The sequence below is a fragment of the Campylobacter concisus genome, from assembly GCF_050447505.1.
GTDB classification, from domain to species: domain Bacteria; phylum Campylobacterota; class Campylobacteria; order Campylobacterales; family Campylobacteraceae; genus Campylobacter_A; species Campylobacter_A concisus_BP.
Window position 1 is genome coordinate 1,426,036 of record NZ_JALMFZ010000001.1, and the last position, 25,334, is coordinate 1,451,369.

The following is a 25,334-nucleotide window of genomic DNA, read 5'->3' on the forward strand; positions in this document are numbered from 1 at the left end:
AAGCCAGCCTAGGCAAAGCCCGAAGCTGGCACAAATTTAAAAGCTGATCTCTTTTATATCAGCTACTTTTAATATCTCGCTATAAATTTGACCGATGATCGCGATGCGGTTATTTCGCACTTTTTCGTTTTCAACGTTTATCATAACTTTATCAAAAAACTCATCTATCTGCGGTTTTAGTGCAAATAGTGCTTTTAGCCTTGGCTCGTATGCTAGGCTCTTATCGACGGCTTTAAATGCGTCATTTAAGGCCTTTTCAGCATCTATCTCAAAGAGGCTTTCATCGACCTTGCTAAATTTATCATCTTTTATGATGTTTGCAAGGCGCTTAAATGTCGAGAAATTCTCCCTAAAATTTGGCTCGCTTGAAATTTTAGCAAGCGCCTCTATCATCTTAGTTAGCTCCAAGATATCCTTTTCACCGCTTTTTATGCACGCTTTTACGATAGAAGCGTTTACGTCAAAGAAGGTGTAGAGCCTATCAAGGATGAAATTTATAAGCACTTCGACGTCAAATTTCTTATAATCTTTTGCGATGTCTTCTAAAATTTCTTTTACGTTAAATTTCAGATTATGCGCCAAAACGATCTTTATCATGCCATTTGCCGCGCGTCTTAGAGCGTATGGGTCCTTGGTGCCACTTGGGATTTTACCGATACTAAAAAGTCCCATTAGCGTATCAAGCTTATTTGAAAGCGCCACAACCGAGCTAAAGACCTTGCTTGGGCACTGCGCCTCCTCGCCGTCTGGCAGATACTGCTCTTTTATGGCTAAAACGACGTTTTCATCTTCATTTTTAGCCTTTGCATAGTAAGCACCCATGATGCCTTGAAGCTCGGTAAATTCATAAACCATCTGCGTTGTAAGATCAGCCTTACTTAGCATCACAGCTCGCTCCAGCTTAGCTCCGTACTCGCCAGCTTCTTTTTTAAGTAGCTCACCATAGTTGCTAGCAAGTTTTTTAGCCACTTTTAGCTCTCTGAGCTCCTTTTCATAGATACTTCCAAGCTCTTTTAGGTAGGTTATATTTTTTAGTTTTTCTGGGCTAAATTCGGCCTTAAGGTCGCTTTGCCAAAAGAACATCGCATCACTTAGCCTTGCTCTTAGCACCTTTTCGTTGCCTTTGATGATGAGTGAGTAGTCTTTTGTGATGGCGTTGCTTACGACAACGAAGCCATTTGCTAGCTTGTCATCTTTAAAGACTGGGAAGTAGCGCTGATTTTCTTTCATCGATGTGATGATGACCTCGCTTGGCACCTCCAAAAACTCCTCTTCAAAGGAGCCAAGAAGCGCTGTTGGATACTCAGTGATCGCCACTACTTCAGCTAGCAAATCTTTATCTATCTCGATCTTTAGCCCACTTTTTTGGCTGATCTTTTCAAACTCATCAAGGATTATCTTCTCTCTCTCGTTCGCTTCAAGCACTACGCCACGGCTCTTTGAGCCATCAAAATACTCTTTTATATTTGAAATTTTTATCATGTCGTAGCTAATGCTTCTGTGTGGATATGTAGAGTTACTGCTCTCTATACCAAATTTGTTAAATTTAATGACCTCATCTCCAAGCAAGCACAAAAACGATCTTATCGGGCGGATAAATTCAAACTCACCGTTGCCCCAGCGCATAGACTTGCCAAAGCTAAGGCTCTTTAAAAACTCCTCGACCATGTCGCCCATTATCTTAGCAACCAGCTCACCTTTTACCTCTTTTTCGTAGTAAAGCACCTCTTTGCCGTCTATCTCTTTAAATTTAAGCTCACTCTCGCTTATGCCACATTTATTTGCAAAGCTAAGCGCAGCCTTTGTAAAAGCTCCGTCTTTTAGCGCTACTTGCTTTGGCGCGCCAACGAAGCTAGCCACGCTATCTGGCTGAGCCTGCGGAAATTTCTCATGGAAAAAGACCAAACGGCGCGGCGTGTAGTAAAATTTAAACTCGCTTTTGATGTTATATTTTTCAAGCACAGCCTGCCATTTAGCGTTGATGTTTGGCAACTCCCTTAAAAATGGTATCGCTGGGAGCTCCTCGACTCCGATCTCTAGTAACAACTCTTTCATATCTCACTCTTTTTATTAAAATTTTCTCTTTTTTCTCTTATCATCTCTCTTGCTCTCTCCTTCTCTTGCGCCTGCAAAATGACGCCTCTTATCATAAATATCACAAACAAAACAAACGCTGCGATCATAAAAATATCTAAAATTTGCACCATCTACTCCACAACGATCTCTTTTTCGTTTTTATAAATTTTTACCCTCGCCCGCTCAAAGCTATACTCGCCATCTTTTAGTCTTTTTTTGCTATAAACTCTGATCTTGCCATGTGGCGTATGCAAGTAGCCGCCCTCTAGCTTGCCTGAAATTTTAGCGATCACATCGCCACTTCTTGCAATGCTTAGCTTTGAGCTATCAAGTAAATTTTCGCTCACTTCTTTTGTGCCATACTCATTTATGATCTCATAAGAGCTCACTTCAAGCGTCTCTTTGTAAAATTTCACTCGCCTAATCAAAATGTCAAGCTCATCGCCCACGCCGACGCTATTTTTAGGATCAAAAACGTAAATTCCACGGTGATTTTTTGAGATGATAAAGCCATGCTTATCTTTTAAGATGACAACGGCTCGCTCCACAAGTGCTGGCATGGCCTCAGGATGCTCAAAAAGCGTCTCTATATCAGCTTTTTTATAGTTTTGTTCTTCTACTTTTTTAGCTTCTTTTTTTAAATTTTCATTTGATTTAGCAGGACTTGGTTTAGTTGAGATTTTAAATTTAAGTGCAAAATGATCTGAATAAAGATCGCTCTTTGCAAAGCCATGCTCATCAAGCACAAAGTTTGGCTTAAAGACTTCAAAACTGCCATCAACGTAGCTTAGGTCGCCATTTGCCATAAAGCTAGGCGAGAGCAAAACGTGATCAATAGCTCGCTTTTTGCCATGGACTGCATGAGAGTATCTATCTTTTGGGGCTAAAAAGCTATAAAGATCGTAAAATCCACGAGTTGCGATGATATCATTTAAGATGGATTTTTGCCCATAAGGTGAGTTAAAATCGCCCAAAACTATGGCATTTTGCTCATTGCCAAGAGCTGCTCTTAGCGTTCTTTCGGCCTTTTTTTGCATATTTATGCCGTTTTTATAAGCTGGGAAGTGATTAACAAAAACGCTAAATTTCTTACCCTCCACCTCGAAAACGACCTTTAAAATGTTTCTAGTTTTTACATTTGGCACTTCAAAAATTTCACTACCACTTGGCTTTATCTTTGACACAAGAGCTAGCCCGACTGGAGAGTTTTTTGCCTTGCTAAAGGCTATAAATTTATACTCACTGCCACTAACCAAAGCCCTTAAAACCTGCTCGTTTTCAACCTCTTCAAGTGCGATGATGTCGGTATTTATAGCGTCTATGACCTGCCTTGTTCTTTTTAGTTTCGAGCTAGCCGCCTCGCAGTCCCACTTTGAAGTGCTAGATTTAAAGTCAGGATATTCGCTGCCATCGTCCTTGCAGTCAAATAAATTTTGCACGTTATAAGTTGCGATGCTTATCTCGCTAGCAAACGCCATAAAAACGGCAAAAACTAATGCAAAGAGCGCTCTCAAACCTCGCTCCTAAAGTCAAATTTAGAGATGTTTTGCCTGATCGCCTCATACGCGATGATGCCAGCACTCATGGCTAAATTTAAGCTCCTGCCCTCTTTTCCCATCGGGATCGTTATGGCATTTTTAAAATTTATATCCATAAATTCTCTTGGAAGCCCTGTGCTCTCTCCGCCAAAAAATATAAAATCTCCTGGCTCAAATTTAGCGTCATAGTAAAGTCTGTTTGTCTTAGTCGTAGCAAAGAAAAATCGCTCTTTGTGGCTTAAATTTGTCTCCAAAAATTCATCCAAACTCTCCCAAATTTGTGGATCTAAAATTTTCCAATAATCAAGCCCAGCACGTCTAACAGCCTTTTCGCTCAAGTCAAACACGGTTGGCTTAACGATGTGCAGCTTTAAATTTGCATTGACGCACATTCTGCCGATAGCTCCGGTGTTTTGCGGTATCTGAGGATGGACTAGGACTATGTTGAACATAAGTTTTTCTTGCCTTAAAAAGTGTTATAAACTGGCTCATTTTAGCCAAAATGGGCTTTTAAGAGTTTTAAAGATTAAGATTTTCTAAATTTGCGCTTGGCTAGATAGCTTGAAATTTCAAGCTCTTGTCTTCGTTTTATCTCAAAGGCGATCATCTCATTTTTAAAGCCAGCCGATAAGATCTCGCTCACATCGACCTTTGCGTCAAATTTAGCTTCATAAACTCCAAGCTCTTTTGCACGCTCTATGCGCTCTTTGTTATAAGCTCCCAGCCATGATTTTATGGGCATATTTAGAGCGATTTTTAGTAGCTCGCTATCACTTGGCATAGCTTTAAAAAATGGCTCTTTTAAGATAGAAAAGTAGCTCTTTGGTAGGCGCATTTTTTCTAAAATATCCTTTGCGTCAAGCTCAAATTTACCAAAAAGCATATACAAAAATAGCCGCTCATCATCTACAAATTTCCTAGCACTCTTAAGTTCGCTCAAAAACTCATCGTTCTCACAAATTTGCACGCCAAAAATTTGCTCAAAAAGAGAGAGCTTAAAAAGATAAAACGCCCCTTTTTCAAGATGCTCTGAGCGAAAAAATTTAATAAGCTCGGTATTTATCCTATCCTTGCTTAGATGCGCTAGATCAAGCGTTTTCATGAGTGCGATCGTATCGTCAGCTATGCTAAAACCAAGCCTAGCGCTAAACTGCACGCCCCTAAGCACCCTTAGTGGATCTTCTTTAAATTTCTCACTATCGATGTGCCTTAGCGTTTTGCTCTCAAGGTCCTTTTTACCGCCATGAAAGTCTAAAATTTCGCCGTTAAAGATGTTCATCATCATGGCATTTACTGTAAAATCACGCCTAAGGCTTGCAAGGCTTGGATCATTTATGTAGCTTACGGCAAAGTCTTTGTGCGAATTTCCAGTCTTGCTCTCACTTCTAGGCAAGCCAAGATCGTAGTTTTTGTATTTATAGATGAAGTAGCTTTTGCCAACACCACTAGCTCTTATACCAGCCATTAGCTCGTCAAATTTAGCTGGCTTTATATCATAAACTTCGATGTCATAGTCATAAATTTCTCGCCCCAAAAGCGCGTCCCTCACGCAGCCACCTACTAGATAGACGCGCTTGCTAAAAGGGGCAAATAGCGATCTAAAAAAGTCTAGCTCGCTATTTTTATAAATGCTTGTACCAGTTTTTGCCTCAAATTTATTATTTTGAGAGATTTTGTAGTCTATTTTCGATGTTTGCAAGGGTAAATTCTAAAAATTTAGTCGTTAGCTCGAGCCTTTGGCTAAGGTCTTGCTCGCTAGTTTGTTTAAGCCCCTCAAAAAGCACCTCGATGCGCTCAGCAAGGTTTGCTAAGAAAATTTCTTCATCACTTATCTCTCTGCTCTTTGGCAAAATTTGCGTTACCTTTGGCTCTGGCTCGATTTGCGCACTTGACACGCTTAGCACACTTGCCTCTACTTTTGGCTCTTCAAACACTTGTTCATCAGCAGTTTCCATCGCTAAAAGCTCTTTTTTTAAATTCTCCCTTTCAAGCTCTTCTTGCTTTTTGTTTTGCAGTGCCTCTATCTTCTCAAGCTCGGCGCTAACCTCACTAATGGCCATCCTAGCGATATCATCAAGCTTCATAATCTTATCAACCACCTTTTAAATTCATTTATCTCTTCGTCACTTTTCATCCTGATAAAAAACTCTTTCATCTGCTCGTTTTTTATCACGCGCTCCTTGCGAAGTCCGCTCAGACGGTTTATCGCGCTAAGGGCGTCCTTGTTTGATGGGTCTTGTTTTAAGATGTTCTTGTAAATTTCAAGCGCATCATCTTTTAGCCCTTGCGCCTCGTAGATCAGTGCTTCAGTGATCGTGTTTTTCATTTTTTGATAAATCCTGCTATCACGTCGCCTATCTCGCTTGTTGAGCAAATTTCAACTGCGTTAAAAGCGGCGATATCTTTTGTTCTATATCCCTTTGCAAGCGCTGTTTTTACGGCATTTTCTATCGCATTTGCCGCCTCACTCTCGCCAAAAGCGTATCTTAGCATCATCGCCGCACTTAAAATGGTCGCGATCGGATTTGCTATGCCCTGCCCTGTGATGTCTGGAGCTGAGCCGTGGATAGGCTCATAAATTCCCACTTTGCCGCCCATGCTAGCACTTGGTAAAAGTCCTATCGAGCCACAAACCATGCTCGCTTCGTCGCTTAAAATGTCGCCAAATAAATTTTCAGTCAGTATGACGTCAAAATTTGCTGGCGCCCTTACTAGCTGCATCGCTGCGTTATCTACATACATAAAGCTAAGCTCTACTTCAGGATAGCCCTTTGCCACCTCGCTAGTCACCTCGCGCCAAAGCTGGCTTGTCTCAAGGACATTTGCCTTATCGACCATGCAGACCTTTTTCTTGCGAAGCATAGCCGTCTCAAAGGCGATCTTTGCGATGCGCTCGATCTCAAATTTAGTATAAACCATCGTATTAAACGCTCTATCTTCGCCTTTTTCTCTAGGCTGGCCAAAATAAAGCCCGCCAGTTAGCTCGCGAACCACGACAAAATCAACGCCCTTTAAAACCTCTGGCTTTAGCGTGCTAGCATCCACTAGCTCGTCAAAGATGATGGCTGGGCGTAAATTTGCATAAGCTTCTAACTCTTTTCTGATCTTTAAAAGCCCGCTCTCTGGCCTTAGGTGTCTTGGCAGGCTGTCCCATTTCTCGCCGCCGATCGCTCCAAAAAGCACAGCGTCGCTACTAAGTGCTGAGCTTAGCGTCTCATCTGGCAGTGGCTCGCCAAAAACGTCGTAGGCTGCGCCGCCCATAAGCTTGTAGTCATACTCAAATTTGATACCAAACTCAGCGCTTACAACGTCTAAAACCTTTATCGCCTCGTCGATGATCTCAGGGCCGATGCCATCGCCTTTTATAACGCAAATTTTATATTTTTTCATCGCCGCTCCTTAGTTCATCTTCGCTTTTGCGTACTCAATAAGGCCGCCAGCGTTTAAAAGCTCTTGCATAAATGGCGGAATAGCGTTAAATTTATACTCTTTTTTTGTGCTTTCATTTACGATGACGCCGTTATCTACGTCGATCTTTAGCGTGTCGCCCTCGTTTATTTCATCAGTCTCTTTTATCTCAAGTATCAAAAGCCCTGTGTTAAAGCTATTTCTGTAAAAAATCCTCGCAAAGCTCTTAGCCACAACAGCTGCTATGCCAGCCTCTTTTAGCGCTAACGGGGCGTGCTCTCTTGAGCTACCGCAGCCAAAATTTTCGCCAGCTACGATGATGTCGCCTTTTGCTATTTTTGAGCTAAATTTAGGGTCAGCGTCTTCCATGATGTGTTTTGCTAGCTCTTTTTCGTCTGAAGTGTTTAAATATCTTGCGGCGATGATGATGTCAGTGTCGATATTATCGCCAAATTTCCAAACTTTGCCTTGTTTCATTTTTAACCTTTAGTTTTGTAAATTTGGGCTGATTTTAACCAAAAGAAGCTAAATAAATAATCAAAACTCGGCAGCTATCGGTTAATGTGGGTAAATTTAAGGTCTTTTAAACGATGTGCATGAGCTAAGAATTTAAGTCTTACTAAATTTGGCGGCAAAATGTCTAAAAAGCAAAAATAAAAATATGCACCGCCTAGTTTAGCTGTTTAATGTCGATGCTCAGTTTTATCAAGCCAGCTAGCCTCCGCCAGCAGGATTGTAAATTTAAGAGCGGTTATTTTATTCGTAGTATTCATAACTAATTTCTAGCTTTTTATATAGTCCGATTTCCGTTATATCGCCATTTTCGTAGTATTTGTCCGCGGGCTTAAATTTGACTGAAGTTTTATGCGTCAAATTTCCCCGTTCGTCCCTCATTATGTCTTTAAACTGCAAAATTTGCCAGATTTTTGCCTCGGAGCCGAAGTAATTTACCGACATATACTCCATTTCATCGCCGTTTGCTGCGTAGTAATAGACCCATTTTGAGTTCGGAGTTTGCGTGATTTTTTCGTATTCGCCGTTTGGCTTGCGCTCGAAGCTTATCTCTATGCCGTGCCGCGGCTCCATATTATCTTCTATCCGCGTTAAAACGCCCTTTTCGTCGTAGACGTAGCTATCGTCTATCACTAGTTCCCTGCCCGAATACACAGCCCGAGCGATCATTTTGCCGTCCTTGCCGTAGGTGGTTTTCTCCGTTCGGGGGTAAAATCTATCCTCGACATACTTTTCTTTGGCTGTTGCGACTAAATTTTCGCCGTCAAATTCGTATTCGTAGAGATAAACGGCGCTATCTTGATATTTTTTGCGTATTAGCCCGTCTTTGCCGTACTCAAACAAAACCGAGCTGTTTGGCACACCGTTTATATGCTCGGTTTCTTGCAGTATATAGCCGTTTTCGTTAAACTCCGTTCGTTTTACGCGTGTGTTTTCTAGCGTGCCAGAGCCGTCCGTAGAGTATTCGTGCTCCGTAGCCGTCATGCTTTTGACCTCGCCTTTTAGATCCTTTTTACTCCAGTCGCTTTGCGGTAAAACGGCCGAGTTTAGAAAGCAAATCGCCGATGCCGCCGCTAAGATAGCCTTTAAAATTTTCATTTTTATCCTTTTTAAACCATGCGTATCATACTCAAAAAAGCGGCATAGTCAGTAAAATTCTGGCTTTTATGAGCTTAAAAATGCGCTTAAACTGGCTTAAATTTTAAGCAAGCCTGAGGTGAATTTACATTTTTAGGGTTTAATAAATTTAAGCCTTTGCCTTTTGCAAAATTTCTTTCATCTCATCTTCACTAAGTGGCTCAACAAGCACGTTTGCAGCGTCGATGAAATGGTATTTCTCTTTTGGTAAATTTGCCATGAAAGCTCCATATTCGCACTCATCAAGCACGTGAGCGTCACTATCATCCACGCCCACAACTAGCGTAAGCACCCAGCGCGAGACCTTGCGATCTCCAAGCGCCTCTTGCGCCTGCCACGACGGAGATGGAGCATAAGGCAAGATGGTCGGCAAATTTTCGCTAAGCGTATATGTGCCAAAAATTTCTTTGCCGTCTTTGTCTTGATAGAGGTGCTCTCTTGCGCTGTATGCGTCAAGATACTGCACCTGCCTCATCATCTCATCAAATTTAGCCGCAGGGCTGGCACTTGCAAAGATTTCATCTACCATAACCGCGTCAAACGCCACGTCTCGCTCCACGCCAGAGATATAAAGCGTTTGATTTTTCTCTTTTATATCTTTTAACGCTTCAAGCCCCCACATAATGTCAGTTTCGTAGTCAAATTTTAAAATTTGCTCACTATCATAAATTTTTTCGTTGTCGCACTCTATTTTTGAGCCAGTTTGGGCTGAGAGCTTTGAGAGTAGCTCAAGTGCGATCTGCCAGTCGCCAACGCCACTTGGAGTATAAACGCGCACGATATACTCGCCATCTTCGTAGTTTAGCTCAAAGCCACGAACGCTCTTTTGCCACACACCTGCTATCATCACGTCAGCACCCAGCTCATTTGCGCTTGGCTCCTCTTGCTCGCTGTTAAAAAAGAAAAGCCCCTCAACAAGAGCTGAAATTTCACGCTCGCTTAGCGCCTTTGCGTATCCGCCAAGTAGCTTCTTTTTATTTTTTACACTAAATGTCAAACTCATAAATTCTCCTTTTTGCTCTAAAATGTCATCACCTGATCGCACTCTCTTACCCACTCGGACAAGATATCCATGCTGCCTTTTTGGTGCTATTTCGCGCAAGATAAACTGCGCATTTGGTAGTGCAAACTGGGCAAATTTTAGCCAAATCAGGTAAAAAATGGGATAAATTTATCTAAAAAGTAAAAGCACACCGATCGTGCAGACGATGATGGCGGTGCAAATTTCAAGTAGCCTTAGGTGCGTTTGTAAAAATTTCTTTAGCATAGCTCCGCCAAGTGCGTAGATATTTAGCGCTAAAAACTCGATAAAAACAAGCGTTACGGTGATAACGCACATGCGAGCGAGGCTAAAAGGATCGTCTTTGTCCAAAAATGTAGGTAGCAAGGCTGAGAAAAATATCCACGCCTTTGGGTTTGAGACGCTAACGATGAGGCCATTTATAAACATCTGCTTTTTGCTTGGCAAATTTGAGACGTTTGTGATGCTAAGCTCGCCCTTGCCAAAAAAGAGCATCACGCCAAGATAGAGCATATAAAGGCCTGCAATGATATTTAGCGCCTTAAATGCGTACTCAAAATGATGCAGCACCGCTCCCACGCCAAGCATACAGCTAAACGAGACAAAAGCGATCGCTAAAAGCTGTCCAGCCATCACGAAAAACGAGTGTTTGTAGCCAAAGCTCATGCCAACGCTCATCGCATAAGTCATGTTGATACCTGGCATCATCGAGATGGGCGCAAGGGTGATAAAAAATAGCAAGAAATTCATGAGAGGCCTTGAAATTTTAGTCAAATGCTAAATCAAAATCTATAAATTTATGATAAAAGAGCGCTTTATTAGCAAATTTAGCTTGCTTTTAGTTGTGAGAAATTTGGCTTTTGGCGCTAGGGATATAAATTTAATAAATTTAGTGCTAAAACAAGGGCGATTTTATATGTGTTTCGTAGGCTAGATGGCAAATTTATCAAGTATGTTTTTACATAAATTTTGCTTTTGCTATAAAGGCACTCCATAAATTTAATTACCACAAAAACTGGCTAAATTTAGAGCAAAATAACTCACGCTTCATTTATAAATTTAGCCTATTACTATTATCACACCAAGCCCATTGCTAGCGGCATTTTGGTAAAAATTTAAAAGCCCAGTAAAGTGCTCTTTTAAACTCGCCCTTATATCTTCAAATTCGCTCTGCCGCCCAAAAATGTCAGGATAAGTGTTTGAACTAGCAAATTCTTTTAAATTTATCTTTGCTAAAAGTGCACTAATATCAACATTTTTCAACGTCTCAGCCACCTCTTTTACATCCGAAGCGTTAGCATAAGAAATCATCTCACTTAGCTCTTCGTTTAGCACACTACGCCCAAAAATAGCCCAGCTAAAAGGCTCATTTGAGTTAAAAATATCGCCAGTCTTAAGCCTCTGCTTGAAATTTCTACCAGTTAGCATTTTACACATCGCGTCCCACAAATTATCCATGTCGTATTCGTCCAAAAGCTCGCCGCCACCGCCATTTTTGATCTTTTCTATATCATCTTGCGAGTAGGCGTAGTAGTGCGCGCTGATCCCCATTTTAGAGCCTTAAATTTAATTTGAATTTGAAAAAAGAGAGGGCGGAGCTATAAATTTAATAGTTCCGCCACGAGAATTTAAGCTTAGTGAGTTAAGAAAAACTCTTGAATTTTAGCTTTGTCGCTTGTTTTTGTAAGAGCAAGCATCAAAAGCACTCTAGCTTTTTGAGCGTTTAGGTTGTCGCATGTTAAAAAGCCGTATTTTGCGTCATCGACTTCGCCGTTCATAGTTGTCTCGCCGCTTCCCACGCGTGAGTCACGAACTACCACTACGCCAGCTTTTGAAGCCTCGCCAAGAGCCTCCAGCACGCTAAAGTAAGGGTTGCCGTTGCCAAGACCAGCGCTAACGATACCTTTTGCGCCGTTTTTTACAGCTACATTTACAAAGTCAGGATTGTCATTTGCGTGAGAGTAGATGATATCAACCCTTGGAAGCTCTTTTACGCCAGTTAGGTCAAATGCTGAGCTTGCTGTGTGTTTTCTGATCGGGTTCATATAGTATTTTACGTTGCCATAAAAGACTGTGCCTATTTTGCCGCTGTTTGGTGATTTAAATGTATCAACGCCTGTAGTGTTAGTTTTTGTCACCTCACGAGCCGCGTGAATTTCATCATTCATAACAACTACAACGCCCTTGCCTACGCTATCTTTGCTGATAGCTACATTTACAGCGTTAAATAAATTTAGCGGGCCATCAGCGCTTAGTGAGCCGCTATTTCTCATCGCACCTACAAGCACAACTGGCTTGTCGCTTTTAACGACTAAATTTAGAAAGTAAGCTGTCTCCTCCATAGTGTCTGTGCCGTGAGTAACGACGATACCATCAGCTTTGCCGCTGTTTAGAAGCTCATTTATTCTATTTGCAAGCTTAAGCCAAACTTCATTGTTCATATCTTGTGAGCCGATATTTGAAATTTGCTCGCCTTTTATGGTAGCGATCTTGTTGATATCTGGCACGGCTGCTATTAGTTTATCGACCGTAACAGTTCCAGAAGTATAGCTTGAATCAAGCGAACCTGAGCCGCTTCCTGCTATCGTTCCACCAGTGGCTAGGATGTAGATGGTTGGCTTAGCAACCGCTAAAGTAGCACCTAAAATCATGAGTAACACCGCCTTAAAGATTAAACGCATTTTAGCTCCTTTGCATTAAAATTTGCTAGAGCATTATAACGTCATATATTTAAAAAATTTATTAATTTTTAAAATTTATATTTATTTAAAAAATTCTTATCAAAAGCATATAAATTCCAGTCGAAACGACTATGCTAAGAAGGGCGTTTTTAAATTTCAAATGCACCAAAATAGCCGTAAAAACCGCCGCTATCTCGCTTAAGCCGTATGGAAACTCGCTAAATTTCGTATCTTTTAGCCCGTAGCAGACCAAAACGACCATTATCATCATACCCATGTGCTTTTCAATGGCGTCTAAATAAGGGTTTGGCTTATAGTTTCTTAACGCATAAAACGGCGTTGCCCTCGTTATAAAAGTAGCCAAGGCGCTTAAAAGCACCGCCACAAAAAGCACCATCTCGCTTGAACTTACACTTATCAAATTTTATCCTTAAACAAAAGCAAAAATACAAAACAAAGCGCCATCGAGCCAACAAGCACAAATTTAGCTGGAAAGAGGCTCACTCCAAGCACGCCAAAAAAGACTGCCGCAAAGAGCACGCGGTAGTTTTTATCATTTTTAAACATCTCGATGACGACTACTATAAAAAGCGAGGTCAAACTAAACTCAAGTCCCCTTGTATCGGTCTTTATAAAATCGCCAAGTATCGCACCAAGTAGCGTTCCAGCCGCCCAGTATGACCAAGATAAAAGATTTAGCCAGGTAAAGACAAAACTTCGATCACTTGCATCTTTTAGCCCTAAATTTTTAAATATCGCAAAGGTCTCATCTGTTAGCAAAGCGATGTTTAAAAGCCTAAATTTGATCTCGCTATACTCTTTTAAAAGTGAAATCCCATAAAAAGTGTGGCGCAAATTTACAAGATAGCTCACGATAAAGACCTCAACGTAGCTCGTGCCAACACTAAAGAGCGAGAGCATCATAAACTGCGCTGCTCCGCCATATCCAAGCATGCTAAGCGCCACAGCGATAAATGCGCTAATGCCCATGCTTTTAGCCAAAATGCCAAAGGCGACACCAAGCGGAAAAAAGCCCATAAAGATAGGAATGGATAGTTTAAAAACGTAGTTAAATGTCAAATTTTACCTTCATAAAAAGCCAAAATATTAGCAAAAATTTAAAAATTTAAATTTAAAGAGGCGTTTTTGCTTTTATAAATTTAACTGCTTGCTCGCATTTTAAAACTAAATTTTATAAAATAACAACAAAATTTATAAAGAAAATTCCTATGAAAAAGATAGTTTTACTAATATTTTTAACACTAAATTTAATAGCTCTAACAACAAATCCAAAGATAAAAATCCCTCAAGCAAATAGCTGTAATATCGAGGATAACTGCATTGATTTTAGCCGCAGATACAGCGATGATGAGTATAAAAGGCTATTTGGAATTTACAAAAGTGAGTGCGAGGTTAAAAATTTAGACGCATGCATATATCTGGCTGAGTTTTACAAAAGCGGACTTGGCGTAAAAAAAGACGCGACAAAATCACTAGAAATTCTTAACAAAGCTTGCGATGAGAGCAATAAATTTGCCTGTCACAACCTTGGCGTTGAGTATAAAGAGTTAAAAGAATACAAAATGGCTTTAGATGCTTTTAAAAAGGGTTGCGATCTCACGCTTGTTCAAAGCTGTTTTAACATCGCAGTTTTATACAATAACGGCGGCGGCGTAAAAAGAGACTACAAAAAGGCTGCTAAAATTTACAAAGAAGTTTGCGAGCAAAATTTCTATGAAGGGTGCTACAACCTAGCCGTTTTATACCACAACACCCCTGGCGTAAAGCGCGACTACAAAGAAGCGATAAAGCTTTACAAAAAGGCTTGCGATAGCGACTTTAGCATCTCTTGCTACAACCTAGCGAGCTTATATCAAGAGCAAAAAGAATATGAAAAGGCTAACAAGCTCTATTTTAAAGCTTGCAAGCTTGACTTTGCCGATGCTTGTAATAACCTAGCCAGCCTTTACGACGACGCACTTGGCATAGAAAAAGACGATGAAGTGGCGTTTAGATACTACAACAAAGCGTGCAGGCTAGATAGCGCAAGTGGGTGCAAACATCTTGCATACTTTTACTATCATGGCATAGGCACAAAAAAGGATAAAAAGTTGGCAAAAAAAGAGCTTAAAAAAGCTTGCAAACTAGGCCTTAAAGAGGCTTGCGAGATAGTTAGAGATTTTCACTAAAGAGCATTTATGAAAAATTTGATTTTGTTTTTATCCTTCATTATGCTTTTAAATGCAAAAAATTTAGACGAGATATGCCAAAGCGAGGGCGATATAAGAGCAAATTTAACGAACTGTTACAAGGCCGCTGTAAAAATTTATAACTCTTCAAGCGATGATAAAGATTTTAAAAAGCTACAAAAGATATTTTTACTAGCTTGCGAAAATGATATGAAAGAGGGTTGCTACAGCACTGCGCTCATCTATATAAATGGTTACAACGACGTGAGTAGCGAGCTTAATCAAACTATCATATTAAATAGATATGCAAGATTTTTAAACTACGCGCTTTTAGATAACGGCAAAAAAGAGGACAAAACGACTGCTAAAAGCTACTTTCAAAGATCATGCGGGCTAGGCTTTAAAAAGGGCTGTGATATGAGAAATTTATTAGATAAGCTTGGGTATTAAATTTGATATTTACTATAAATTTAAAGGTTTTTATCTAAACTTATTTAAATTTTTTAAAAGGGCTGGCAATGAAAAAGGTCGTTTTATTTTTAACCTCTGCGGTGCTTTTGTGGGGCGCAAATTTAGAACATAAAGAGCTTGAGTCTCGGTGCGAAAACAAAGATGCCAAAAGCTGCTTTGAGCTTGGTAATAAATTTGAGGAGAGCAAAAACTACCAAAAAGCGGGCGAGTTTTACAAAAAAGCTTGCGAGCTAAAACACGCAGGCGCTTGCAGTAGCGTAGGCGTGCTATACGACATGGACTACATAAAAGATGTAAATAACAAAAATGCAGCCAAATTTTACCAAAAGGGCTGCGAGCTAAACGACGGCTTTGGCTGCGCTAGACTTGGCTTTGTCTATACGCTAGATAAAAACTATCAAAAGTCAAAAGAGCTATTTTTAAGAGCTTGCGAGCTAAAAGATGGCGACGGATACTACGGACTTGGGCTTTTATACTATGACGGAAATGGCGTAGCACAAGACGCCAAAAAGGCAAAAGAGCTCTTTGAAAAGAGCTGCGATCTGGGTCATGCCGCTGGCTGCAATAGCCTTGGCATGATGCTTCATAGCGGAAAATACGTAGAAAAAGATCAAAAAAGAGCTAGCAAACTCTTCACAAAAGCTTGCGAAATGGACTTTGGCGATGGTTGCCACAACCTTGGAGTTATTTATTTTGAAGCAAAAGGCGATAAAAATTTAGCCAAAAAGTACTTTGGCAAGTCCTGCGAGCTAGGCAACGACGAAGACTGCCAAATTTACAATGCTCTATAAATTTAATGTACCTGACTTTTGGGACCCTTGCCCTTTGGGGTCTTATGTGAAAAGTAAAAAACATCAAGCGTAAAAGCAACGAGTATAAGTCCAACAATAGCCAAAGTCGCGTCCATATCACCTACCTTTTAAGTCCATTTACTATCTCTAACATCGAATCACTCGTAGTTATCGCCTTTGAGTTTGCCTCGTATGCACGCTGACCGGTGATAAGATCAGTCATCTCTTCAACTAGCTGCACGTTACTCATCTCGACAAAGCCTTGTCTAATGGTGCCAAGTCCGTCAAGGCCTGCTACACCTACCACCACATCGCCGCTAGCGCTTGTTTGAAGGTAGTTGTTATCGCCCATCGAGTGAAGACCGGCTGGATTTATGAAATTTGCTAGCTCGATCTGACCTATCTGAGCCATGTCGGTTTCGCCAGCCTGCAAAACTGAGACGGTGCCATCTGTGCCTATTGAAATTTGCGTCGCGTTTGCAGGGACAGTGATCTGCGGGATGAGCTGGTAGCCGTCGCTATTTACGATCGTGCCGTTTGCATCAAGCTTAAATGCGCCGTTTCTGGTGTATGCAGTCGTGCCATCTGGGAGTTGAATTTGAAAAAAGCCGTTGCCAGCTATGACCATATCTAGGTTGTTGCTAGTCTCTTTAAAATAGCCCTGAGAGAAAATTTTATTTATCGCTGTTGGACGCACGCCAAGGCCTACTTCGATGCCTGTCGGGCTTGTAGTAGTTTGGCTAGTAGCCGTGCCTGCGTACTCCATGACTTGATACATAAGGTCAGCAAATTCAGCTCTATTTTTCTTATATCCATAGGTATTTACGTTTGCGATGTTGTGTGAGGTTACGTCTATCTGCGTCTGCTCGGCGATCATGCCAGTAGCCGCAGTGTAAAGTGATCTCATCATAGCTTTATCCTTTTATTAAGCTTTTAGGGCTAGTTTTTGAACAGCATCTTGGTTAAGGTCAGTCATGTGGCTTGTCATAACCTTTTGATACATATCAACTAAGCGCTGGGTTTCTATTAGACCCACCATTTCTAAGACTGGATTTACATTTGACATTTGAGCGTAGCCTTGCATCACGCTGTCAGCCTCGTCAAGCTCGGTTATATCGTCAAAATTTCTACTCTCAAAGAGATTGTCGCCGACCTTTTTTAGATCCCTTATCTCTCTTGGCTGAGCGATGTAAAATTTAGAAAATTGATTGTTATTTGAGTATAAATTTCCATTTTTATCAACCGTCAAAACCTCGCCTTGTGGCACTTGGATGCCTCTTTGACCTGGATTTTGCACTTCATAGCCACTTGGCAGCACCCTGTAACCCTCTTTTGTGACGATGTAGCCGTCCGCGTCAAGGCTAAAAGAGCCATTTTTGCTTAGTTTTACGCCATTTGGAGTATCGACTAAGAAAAAAGCATCGTCTCTTTTTATCGCAAAGTCAAGCGTGTTTGAGCTGTATTTAAAGCCACCAGCGCTAAAGTCGGTGTATTCTTCGCTCACTTGTGGCACACGATCAAGCGTTCTATTTAGAAATTTAGCTCCGTCTTTTGTGTGATTTTTAAGCGGAAGCTCATCTTGCGTCTCTTTAAAAATTCTCGCAAAGTCGCCGATAACTACGTCGTTTCGCTTGTAGCCGATCGTATTTACATTTGCAAGATTGTTTGAGATGACATTTAGTCTGTTAAACTGCGTTACCATGCCAGCAGTGGCTTGATAATAACCATTTTGCATAAATTTTCCTAATCAAAATTTGATTTTTTAAAATTACTAAGCAATCATCGTTCCAACTTTCTTTTTATACACTTTTAAAAAATTTTGGGTATAATCCACTTTCTTTTAACCAACACTTAAATCACAATCACACGATTTGAAAGGAAATTTATGAGCGCCGCAAAAGACTCTTTTTCTCAGATAGAAGAGCTTTTTGTTGAAAATGCAAAAGGCTTTTTGACATACGAAAAATTAGTAAAATTATTAGACAAAGCTCCGACGGCTACGGTAGTAAAAAAGATAGAACAACTAGCAAAAACAAACAAAGTCCAGCTCATCACATCTGCTGAAGCTGCAAAGCTTAGAAATTTAGCCGATGCTAAAAAACGTCAAGAAAATGCTCAAAAAAGTGACCAAGATATCGACGAGGACCTCGATCTTTCAGGTGAAAGCGATCTTTTAGAGTGGTCAAGATCAGATAGTCCAGTAAGGATGTATCTAAGAGAGATGGGTCAGATCGCACTTCTTACAAAAGAAGAAGAGGTCGAGATCAGCAAGAGGATCGAGCTTGGTGAAGATATCATCATCGACGCATTTTGCTCTGTGCCATTTTTGATCGATTTCATACTTGATTACAAAGAACCACTTATCAACAGAGAGCGCCGTGTAAAAGAGCTTTTTAAAAGCTTTGAAGACGAGAGCGAAAATGAAAATGAAGATGGCGAAGAGGATATAGACGAAGAGGACGAGGAGAACGAAGAGAACGAAACTCCTAAAAAATCAGCCAAAAATGACAAGCGTGCAGAAAAAGTCATAGAGAGCTTTAAAGCCCTTGAAAAGGCTAAAAAAGAGTGGCTAAAGACAGCAAATAAACAAGATAAGGTTGAAAGCGACGACACAGCTTCAAAGATGACGCTTGCGTTTAAAAAGAAAATTTTAAAAGAGAAGTTGATGGATCTTGGTCCAACAAGTAAGCTAATCAGCGAGATCGTAAAATCAATGGAGACAGCGCTAAAAAGCGACGATGAATTTGATAGAGAGCTAAAGCGCTTGGAGTATCGCTTGCCGATGTTTAGCGACGAACTAAAGAAAAATCACAAAAGCATCTTAAAAGATATCATCAAGCTTAGCAAAGAAGAGATCGCAGCCCGCGTGCCAGAGGCTACGATGGTCTCAACCTACGTCGAGATCAAAAAGCTTTTTACGACAAAAGAGGCGAGCAAACAAGGTTTTGACCTTGAGCCAGCAAGACTAAAAGAAATTTTAGAGCAGATCAAACGCGGAAAGAAAATTTCAGACGAAGCAAAAGCTAGAATGGCTAAGTCAAATCTCCGTCTAGTCGTAAGTATCGCAAAACGCTATACAAACAGGGGCTTGCCATTTCTTGATCTCATCCAAGAGGGCAACATCGGTCTTATGAAGGCGGTTGATAAATTTGAATATAGAAAAGGCTATAAATTTTCAACCTACGCCACATGGTGGATCCGCCAGGCTATCTCGCGCGCGATCGCTGATCAGGCAAGGACGATTAGGATACCTATCCACATGATAGAGACGATCAATCGTATCAACAAAATCAACCGCAAATACCTCCAAGAAGAGGGAAAAGAGCCTGACGTAAGCGTCATCGCAAAAGAGGTCGGACTAAGTGTTGATAAGGTAAAACAGGTGATCAAGATCACAAAAGAGCCTATCAGCCTTGAAGCTCCGATCGCAAACGAAGAAGACGGTAAATTTGGAGATTTTGTTGAAGACAAAACTTCACTATCACCGATAGATCAAATTTTAAAAAGTGACCTCAGAGAGCAGATCGACGATGTGCTTTCACAGCTAAATGAGCGCGAAAAAGCGGTTATTTCGATGAGATTTGGCTTGCTTGAAGATGAGAGTGACCGAACACTTGAAGAGATCGGCAAGGCGCTAAACGTCACTCGTGAACGCGTCCGCCAGATAGAAAGCTCAGCTATCAAGAAACTAAAACACCCAAAAGTTGGTAGGAAACTTAAAAACTACATCGAGGGCTAACAAGCCCTGCCCTTTTGGGCATCTACATCTAAACTCTTTAAATTTATATTCTAGTCTATAATTAAGTTATTTTCGCAACCAAAGCACCAAAAGATACAAGTAAAATTTAATGTTTTTGTATAGCGTTTTGCCCTATTTTGGTGTATATACTCTTGTTTAGACAGCTTTTCTTTTGGTAAATTATTAGCGTCTATACCATTTAAAGGACTTTCTCTTTGAAAAATTTATAGCATCTACGCCCAAAAAGTATAAAATTCCAATTTATAAATATGTTTTATAAGGTAAAAAAGTAGAAATAAAAAAAAGAGAGTTTTACCGGCACAAGACCGGTAAAAATTTATTCACCTAGAAGTTTATCTAGTTTTGCAGCCAAGCTCGTAGTGTCGTGAGCTTTAGCCAAAGATGCAGCATGTAGCTTTAAATTTGCTTGTAAATTTTCTTCCAAGCTCTTTGCAATGTCGCTACTATCAAGGTTTTCTACGCTATTAACATTTGCTACGCTTCTAGCAGCTAGAACGTTCATGCCCTTAAATACAGCATTTTGTGTCGAGCCGATCTCTGAGCGAAGTGAATTTATGTTTTTCAAGATATCGCCAGAATTTGAGCCGTCTTCTTTAACATTTAAAAGAGCATTTGTGCTTAAATTTATATTTTTTGTGCCCTCACCTGTAAAAAAGCCAAGCTCGGCGTCAAAAACGTTTTTTCCATTAAATTTAGCCTCTTTTACGCTGTCACTCATCGCATTTTTAAGCGCATTTATCTCGCCTTTTATGCCCTTTTGCTCGTTCGCTGAAAGAGCTGGGTTTGAAAGCTTGCTTGATAGCTCGCCGATCTTGTCCGCACTCTCGCTTAAATTTAAAAGCGTTGAGTCGGCGATCTGAAGCATACCGATCATGTCGTTTGCATTTGCCATGCCCTCATTTAGGACATTTGTTTGCGAAAGTAAGCTCTCTGCGATTTGCAAATTTGCACCTGATGCTTTGATCTCGCTATTTGCAGAGATGGCGTTTAGCGCCTTTTTCTCGCTATTTTTAGCTTGATCTAAATAATAGTTTCCTGAAGCCTGGTTTGCAGTATAAGTTCCTAACTTCATATCAACTCCTTTTTTAGTAGTTTCGTGATGGATTTTACTATAAATTTCATAAAAAGTTGCAAAAATATTTCTTAAAGCAAAAAATATTTTTAAAAAGATTTTAGAAAATTTTAAATTTTCTAAAATCAAATTTCATTTTTAATCTTCTAACCTAACGGCGATTGATCTTTTATGGGCTGTTAGTCCTTCGGCTTCGGCTAGCTGCATGCATGGTTTGCCAAGGTGCATGATTCCTTTTCTGCTAACTGAGATGATAGAGCTTCGCTTCATGAAATTTTCAACTCCAAGCGGCGAGTAAAATCTCGCACTTCCGCCAGTTGGCAAGGTGTGGTTTGGTCCAGCGATGTAGTCGCCCATCGCTTCAGGCGTGAAGTGTCCAAAAAATATCGCTCCAGCGTGTTTTACCTCGTCCATATAGCTCAAAGCATCGTTTGTAGCGATCTCTAGGTGCTCCACAGCAAGCTCGTTCATCAGTTTAAAGCACTCTTGCAAGTCTTTTGCGACGATGATAGCAGCTTTGTTTCTCATGCTAGCACTAGCGATAGGCTCGCGTTTTAGAGTTTTTAGCTCGTCCTCTATATGTCTTTGCACTGCCCTTGCAAAGGCCTCCACTGGCGTTATCAAAAAGGCACTTGCGATCTCGTCGTGCTCGGCTTGTGAGAGTAGATCGATCGCTATATGTCGAGGGTCCGCACTATCATCAGCTATCACGCCTATCTCGCTTGGACCTGCGATCATATCGATATTTACGTCGCCATAAACTAGCTTTTTAGCAGTCGCTACGTAGATATTGCCAGGTCCTGTGATGACATCGACCTTTGGCACGGTCGCTGTGCCGTAAGCCATCGCTGCGATCGCGCTTGCACCGCCTATTTTAAAGGCTGTTTTGATGCCACATAGATGCATCGCAGCAAGAAGCAGAGGATTTACCTTGCCATTTGGTGCTGGAGTGCAGACAACAATCTCTTTTACGCCAGCCACGATCGCTGGGATAGCATTCATGAGAAGCGAGCTAGGATATGCAGCCTTACCGCCTGGGATATAAAGGCCAGCACGATCAACTGGGGTGTATTTTGCGCCAAGCAAGATGTCGTGCTCGTCCTTATAGGTCCAGTCACTTGGTTTTGTGCGCTCATGATAGCTTTTTATCCTGTCGTGGGCTAAATTTAGAGCCACTCTTAGGGCGTTATCTAGCGAATTGTAGGCCGCTTCCATCTCTTTTACGTCGATTATTATGTCATTTTTGCTTGTGACATTAAATTTATCAAATTTGCTTATCTGTGCAAAAAGCGCGCTATCACCATCTTTTCTTATCTCGTCTATGATACCTGCAACTACTGGCATTACGGCACTCATGTCGTTGTCACTTCGCCTAACAAGCTGCGAAAATTTACTCTCAAAGTCAGCGTCGCTGCTGTGTAAAAACTTCATTTATGATCCTTTATTTTTAGTTTTCTCTCATATCTTTGCTTTTGTGTAATGTTACCTAAAATTCCGCCCTGGTGGATATATAAAATTTCGCTCCCAAGCTTGTCTAAATTTGCAAAAAGCGTCATAAAGCCCACTGGGTCGTAAATAAGCTCAAATTCCACGCCACTTTTGCACACTTCAAGCCAAATTTCATAAAGCTCTTTGTATAAATTTCCAAAATGATACTTCTTTGGGGGATTTAAAATTTGCACTTTGCTATCTTTATCTAGCTCGTAAATTTGCTTTTTTAGATAGTCGCTATCCCCTACGCAAGGGGTGGTAAAGACTCTAAGATCGGTGTGCTTTGCTAGGTAGCATGCGCTTGTGCCAGTGCCTGAGGGCAAAAAGATATCAGGCCTTATGCCACTTTTTTTGCTCCACTCATTTATCTCATTTGCTTGCGTGATAAAGCCAAGTTCAGCCTCACTCTGCGCTACGCCCTCGTTTATAAAGAGCACATTTTTACTCTTTGCTAGCTCTTTAGCAAATTTCTCACGCTCCTCTTTTACAAAAATTTCCATGCCATTTTCAAGTGCAAATTTGAAATTTCCAACTGGATCTTGCTCCAAATTTGAGCTAAGATGAGAGACGACGTAGTAAAATTTAAGCCCTTTTAGCTTGGCAAAAAGACTTAGGCTATACATCGCATTTGACTGGCTTGAGCCGTGAGATACAATGGCTTTGACGCCACTAAGATCAGCCTTTAAAAAATACTCCAGTTTTCTTGCTTTGTTGCCGTTAAACTCGCCTAGCAGATCGTCTCTTAAAAGCCAAAATTCTCGCTCTCTTAAGCGAATTTTATCAATCACCCTTAAACTCCAAAAATTTCTCTATCTCGTTGATAGCCTCTTTGTTTGAGAGTGAAAATTTGATCTCTATACGCCTTGAAGCGTCCTTATCCTCGGCTCCGTCTTTAAAAACTAGCTCATTGTAGCTTCTGCCACTTGCGACAAGCAGCTTTCTAAGGCGTGCGTCGTCACTAAATGAATTTATAAATTCCATCACCGCGTAGGCTCTTTTTTGCGAAAGCTCTAGGTTGTAAATGTAGCTTCCATCGCTATCCGTAAAGCCCTCTATGACGATCTGATCGATGTTTGAGGCGATCTCTTTATCATTTAAAAGCACGTCAAAATACTTACTAAGCGTGGCCTTTAGTTCCTCTTTAACCTCTTCTTTTAAGACCGCGCTGCCCTTGTCAAAAAGCACTGATGAGCTAAGCTTTAGCGCGCCTGAGTTTGGGTCGATCTCGATGCTTGATCCTAGCCTATCTTTTAGGGCTGAGATCACTTTAACCCTTATGCCAGTTAGGTTTTTGACCCTGTCACGAGTGACGTTTAGATCCCTTAAGAGCTCGTCATATCTTGCCTCTTTTTTGCTCACTTGCTCGAGCAAAAAGGCGATCTTGGCTAAATTTTTCTCGCTGCTTGCATTTGCGTCGCTAAGCGCTCTATCTTTTGATGAAATTTCATCATTTAGCACGATCATCTTTTGGTTTAGATCAAAAATGCTGGCATTTAGCTCTTTTATGCTCGCATTTGCGTCCTTGTTTTCATCTATGAGCTGGGCTAGCTTTTCTTTTAGGGCGTCTATTTGGATGACGAAAATTTCATTTGATTTTTTTAAATTTATGTTTTCGTCGCTTATCTTTGAAAGCTCGCTTTTTAGGGCGTCATTTAGCTCTTCAAGGGTAAAATTTCTGCCCTGAGCGTCTTTTAAATTTGCTAGTGCTGCGATGATGGCTTGCTCTTTATTTTCAAGAGTGTTTTGAGTTAGGACGTATTTTACGACGACAGCGCCGATTAGCAGCATAAAAACAAAGAGCAGACCCGCCATCAAGTCCGCGTACGAAACCCAAAAGCTCGATTGATCTTCGTTATTTTTGTCTATTTTCATTGCACTAGATTTTCGATTTTTTCTATTACAGAATTTGCTTCTTTATCGATCTCGTCTATGTTCTTCTTAAGCTCAGCGATGAGGCTCTCGCGCTCTTTTTCACGCTCCAAGCTCCTGCCTTCTTGCTCATACGCTGCCTTAAATATCGTAGCACTCTCCACGAGCGAGGTTCTAAATGCCTTTAATGCCTCGTTTTGCTCTTTCATCAAAGAGAGAGAAAATTCTTTTAAAATGGCGTCAAAACTCTTGATAGTCTGCTCAAATTTAAGCTGGCTCTCTTTTGTAGCGTTTAAATTTCTACTAAAAATTTCGCCAAGCTTTGCATGCTCGGTTAAAATTTTAACCTCCATATCTTTAAAGGCATTAGAAAACGCGCCAACCGCCTTTAATATATCGGAGTGGATTTTTACAAATTCATCTTGTTTTAGCCCAGATTCATTTAGCATTTTTAAACTTGCACTAAGCTCTGCCTTGCTTTGATTGATGATATTTTTTTCAACCTCGCAAAGCTCTTTTAGGCTGTTAAATTTCTCATTTACCTGATCGTTTAAATTTCTTAAAAATTTATCGTCAAGTACCATTTTAAAAGCGTCATGACTATCTTTAAAGTAGCCTACACTTGCCTTCATGAAATTTGCATTTAGCTCATTTTCCTGCCAAAAAAACTCACGGCTTAACTCTTTTTGCTCGCTGTAAAATCTCTCAAATTTACTAATGCCGATCTTTTCAAAAAACATCCACCAAAGTGCTAAAAATATGCCATATATCGATACATAAAATGCCGTAGCCACGCCGTTTAGCAGTATAGCGATCTCTTTTTCAAGTCCATTTGCTGTGCTTGAGCTAAAGCTTGGCATAGAGATAGCGATACTGATAAATGTGCCCAAAATTCCAAGCATAGGAAAGACTGCTTGGCCGATGTTTGCTAGGTTGTCATTTCTAAAATTTCTTGTATAGCTCTCAAAAAAATCTTCAAATTTAGCGTTTGCCTTTTTGACATTTGAAATTTCAAAAAGGTGAGCGATGATAAATTCTTTTAGCCTTATCTTGTAGTCTTTGGCATTTGCTAAGAAATTTGAGTAAGCGACCAAAGCGCTGTGGCGTGAAAATATAAAAGCAACAAAGAGTATAACTCCCATCATCACGATGGTGTGAAGCTTCATCTGAAAATTTATAATGCCAAGATACGCTAGTATCGCCAAGATGTAGATAGCTAAAGGGATAAAGATAACTTTAAAAAAGACAAAGAAAGAGTGAGCTTGGCGCTCTTTTGGCACGCTTAGCTCACTAAAATCATTTTGATTTTGCATAGGA

At 40.6% G+C, this 25,334-nt stretch carries 27 protein-coding genes; 4 read left to right on the forward strand and 23 right to left on the reverse strand.

Going from position 1 to position 25,334, the window contains the following annotated elements; all coding sequences use genetic code 11:
- Window positions 1–36: 36 nt before the first annotated feature.
- The 16 genes from glyS to MTT09_RS07330 form a co-directional block, all read right to left on the reverse strand.
- Window positions 37–2,055, reverse strand: a complete 2,019-nt coding sequence (gene glyS, locus MTT09_RS07255) for a glycine--tRNA ligase subunit beta (RefSeq protein ID WP_429803371.1) — start codon at window positions 2,053–2,055, stop codon at window positions 37–39.
- Entirely contained in the window at window positions 2,052–2,204 is a 153-nt protein-coding gene (locus MTT09_RS07260; protein ID WP_162141601.1) for a hypothetical protein, read from the reverse strand. Before MTT09_RS07260 ends, glyS begins: the two co-directional genes overlap by 4 nt.
- 3 nt (window positions 2,205–2,207) lie before the next feature.
- Window positions 2,208–3,590: an endonuclease/exonuclease/phosphatase family protein gene (locus MTT09_RS07265; protein ID WP_429803372.1), complete on the reverse strand. Its 1,383-nt coding sequence runs from the start codon at window positions 3,588–3,590 to the stop codon at window positions 2,208–2,210.
- A complete protein-coding gene (locus MTT09_RS07270) occupies window positions 3,587–4,066 on the reverse strand; it encodes a tRNA (cytidine(34)-2'-O)-methyltransferase (RefSeq protein ID WP_429803373.1) in 480 nt (159 codons plus the stop codon). Before MTT09_RS07270 ends, MTT09_RS07265 begins: the two co-directional genes overlap by 4 nt.
- Window positions 4,067–4,140: 74 nt before the next feature.
- Window positions 4,141–5,313, reverse strand: a complete 1,173-nt coding sequence (locus MTT09_RS07275; protein ID WP_429803374.1) for a CCA tRNA nucleotidyltransferase — start codon at window positions 5,311–5,313, stop codon at window positions 4,141–4,143.
- Window positions 5,273–5,713: a CiaD-like domain-containing protein gene (locus MTT09_RS07280; RefSeq protein WP_429803375.1), complete on the reverse strand. Its 441-nt coding sequence runs from the start codon at window positions 5,711–5,713 to the stop codon at window positions 5,273–5,275. The genes MTT09_RS07275 and MTT09_RS07280 overlap by 41 nt, the downstream gene beginning before the upstream one ends.
- A complete protein-coding gene (locus tag MTT09_RS07285) occupies window positions 5,695–5,940 on the reverse strand; it encodes a hypothetical protein (protein ID WP_002941772.1) in 246 nt (81 codons plus the stop codon). The genes MTT09_RS07280 and MTT09_RS07285 overlap by 19 nt, the downstream gene beginning before the upstream one ends.
- Complete coding sequence (gene leuB / locus MTT09_RS07290; RefSeq protein WP_429803376.1) at window positions 5,937–7,004, reverse strand: 3-isopropylmalate dehydrogenase; 1,068 nt, start codon at window positions 7,002–7,004, stop codon at window positions 5,937–5,939. The genes MTT09_RS07285 and leuB overlap by 4 nt, the downstream gene beginning before the upstream one ends.
- Before the next feature lie 9 nt (window positions 7,005–7,013).
- Window positions 7,014–7,499 (reverse strand): 3-isopropylmalate dehydratase small subunit, encoded by a 486-nt coding sequence (locus tag MTT09_RS07295; RefSeq protein ID WP_002941843.1) that lies wholly within the window; start codon window positions 7,497–7,499, stop codon window positions 7,014–7,016.
- Between the two features lie 279 nt (window positions 7,500–7,778).
- Window positions 7,779–8,633, reverse strand: a complete 855-nt coding sequence (locus MTT09_RS07300; protein ID WP_429803377.1) for a hypothetical protein — start codon at window positions 8,631–8,633, stop codon at window positions 7,779–7,781.
- Window positions 8,634–8,781: 148 nt separating this feature from the next.
- Complete coding sequence (locus tag MTT09_RS07305) at window positions 8,782–9,675, reverse strand: DUF4299 family protein (protein ID WP_429803378.1); 894 nt, start codon at window positions 9,673–9,675, stop codon at window positions 8,782–8,784.
- A 168-nt stretch (window positions 9,676–9,843) separates the two neighbouring features.
- A complete protein-coding gene (locus MTT09_RS07310; protein WP_429803379.1) occupies window positions 9,844–10,443 on the reverse strand; it encodes a LysE family translocator in 600 nt (199 codons plus the stop codon).
- Between the two features lie 309 nt (window positions 10,444–10,752).
- Window positions 10,753–11,244: a DUF1877 family protein gene (locus tag MTT09_RS07315; protein WP_429803380.1), complete on the reverse strand. Its 492-nt coding sequence runs from the start codon at window positions 11,242–11,244 to the stop codon at window positions 10,753–10,755.
- An 83-nt stretch (window positions 11,245–11,327) separates the two neighbouring features.
- Window positions 11,328–12,374, reverse strand: coding sequence for a type II asparaginase (locus tag MTT09_RS07320; RefSeq protein WP_087582416.1), 1,047 nt, complete (start codon window positions 12,372–12,374; stop codon window positions 11,328–11,330).
- A gap of 85 nt (window positions 12,375–12,459) precedes the next feature.
- Complete coding sequence (locus MTT09_RS07325) at window positions 12,460–12,795, reverse strand: branched-chain amino acid transporter permease (protein WP_103607644.1); 336 nt, start codon at window positions 12,793–12,795, stop codon at window positions 12,460–12,462.
- Window positions 12,792–13,454 carry an AzlC family ABC transporter permease gene (locus MTT09_RS07330; RefSeq protein ID WP_429803381.1) on the reverse strand — a complete coding sequence of 221 codons (663 nt, stop codon included), beginning with the start codon at window positions 13,452–13,454 and terminating at the stop codon, window positions 12,792–12,794. Before MTT09_RS07330 ends, MTT09_RS07325 begins: the two co-directional genes overlap by 4 nt.
- Window positions 13,455–13,603: 149 nt before the next feature.
- Between MTT09_RS07330 and MTT09_RS07335 the strand changes: the two genes are divergently transcribed.
- The 3 genes from MTT09_RS07335 to MTT09_RS07345 all read left to right on the forward strand — a co-directional run bounded on the left by MTT09_RS07335 (window position 13,604) and on the right by MTT09_RS07345 (window position 15,825).
- Entirely contained in the window at window positions 13,604–14,563 is a 960-nt protein-coding gene (locus tag MTT09_RS07335) for an SEL1-like repeat protein (protein WP_429803382.1), read from the forward strand.
- A gap of 9 nt (window positions 14,564–14,572) precedes the next feature.
- Entirely contained in the window at window positions 14,573–15,013 is a 441-nt protein-coding gene (locus MTT09_RS07340) for a hypothetical protein (protein WP_429803383.1), read from the forward strand.
- 68 nt (window positions 15,014–15,081) lie between these two features.
- Complete coding sequence (locus MTT09_RS07345; protein ID WP_429803384.1) at window positions 15,082–15,825, forward strand: tetratricopeptide repeat protein; 744 nt, start codon at window positions 15,082–15,084, stop codon at window positions 15,823–15,825.
- 121 nt (window positions 15,826–15,946) lie between these two features.
- Here MTT09_RS07345 and flgG read toward each other — a convergent pair whose 3' ends face one another.
- Window positions 15,947–16,735 (reverse strand): flagellar basal-body rod protein FlgG, encoded by a 789-nt coding sequence (flgG, locus tag MTT09_RS07350; RefSeq protein WP_002942100.1) that lies wholly within the window; start codon window positions 16,733–16,735, stop codon window positions 15,947–15,949.
- A gap of 15 nt (window positions 16,736–16,750) precedes the next feature.
- Window positions 16,751–17,560, reverse strand: coding sequence for a flagellar hook-basal body protein (locus tag MTT09_RS07355; protein ID WP_429803385.1), 810 nt, complete (start codon window positions 17,558–17,560; stop codon window positions 16,751–16,753).
- 150 nt (window positions 17,561–17,710) lie between these two features.
- On the opposite strand from MTT09_RS07355, the gene rpoD reads away from it, so the two are divergent.
- Window positions 17,711–19,564, forward strand: a complete 1,854-nt coding sequence (gene rpoD, locus MTT09_RS07360) for an RNA polymerase sigma factor RpoD (protein ID WP_087580910.1) — start codon at window positions 17,711–17,713, stop codon at window positions 19,562–19,564.
- 337 nt (window positions 19,565–19,901) lie between these two features.
- On the opposite strand, the gene MTT09_RS07365 is transcribed toward rpoD, so the two are convergent.
- The 5 genes from MTT09_RS07365 to MTT09_RS07385 form a co-directional block, all read right to left on the reverse strand.
- Window positions 19,902–20,657, reverse strand: a complete 756-nt coding sequence (locus tag MTT09_RS07365; RefSeq protein ID WP_429803386.1) for a flagellin — start codon at window positions 20,655–20,657, stop codon at window positions 19,902–19,904.
- 138 nt (window positions 20,658–20,795) lie between these two features.
- Window positions 20,796–22,088 (reverse strand): histidinol dehydrogenase, encoded by a 1,293-nt coding sequence (gene hisD / locus MTT09_RS07370; protein ID WP_429803387.1) that lies wholly within the window; start codon window positions 22,086–22,088, stop codon window positions 20,796–20,798.
- Complete coding sequence (locus tag MTT09_RS07375) at window positions 22,085–22,936, reverse strand: pyridoxal-phosphate dependent enzyme (RefSeq protein WP_429803388.1); 852 nt, start codon at window positions 22,934–22,936, stop codon at window positions 22,085–22,087. Before MTT09_RS07375 ends, hisD begins: the two co-directional genes overlap by 4 nt.
- Entirely contained in the window at window positions 22,929–24,020 is a 1,092-nt protein-coding gene (locus MTT09_RS07380; protein ID WP_103646839.1) for an OmpA family protein, read from the reverse strand. The genes MTT09_RS07375 and MTT09_RS07380 overlap by 8 nt, the downstream gene beginning before the upstream one ends.
- Window positions 24,017–25,330, reverse strand: a complete 1,314-nt coding sequence (locus MTT09_RS07385) for a MotA/TolQ/ExbB proton channel family protein (protein ID WP_429803389.1) — start codon at window positions 25,328–25,330, stop codon at window positions 24,017–24,019. Before MTT09_RS07385 ends, MTT09_RS07380 begins: the two co-directional genes overlap by 4 nt.
- Window positions 25,331–25,334 lie beyond the last annotated feature (4 nt).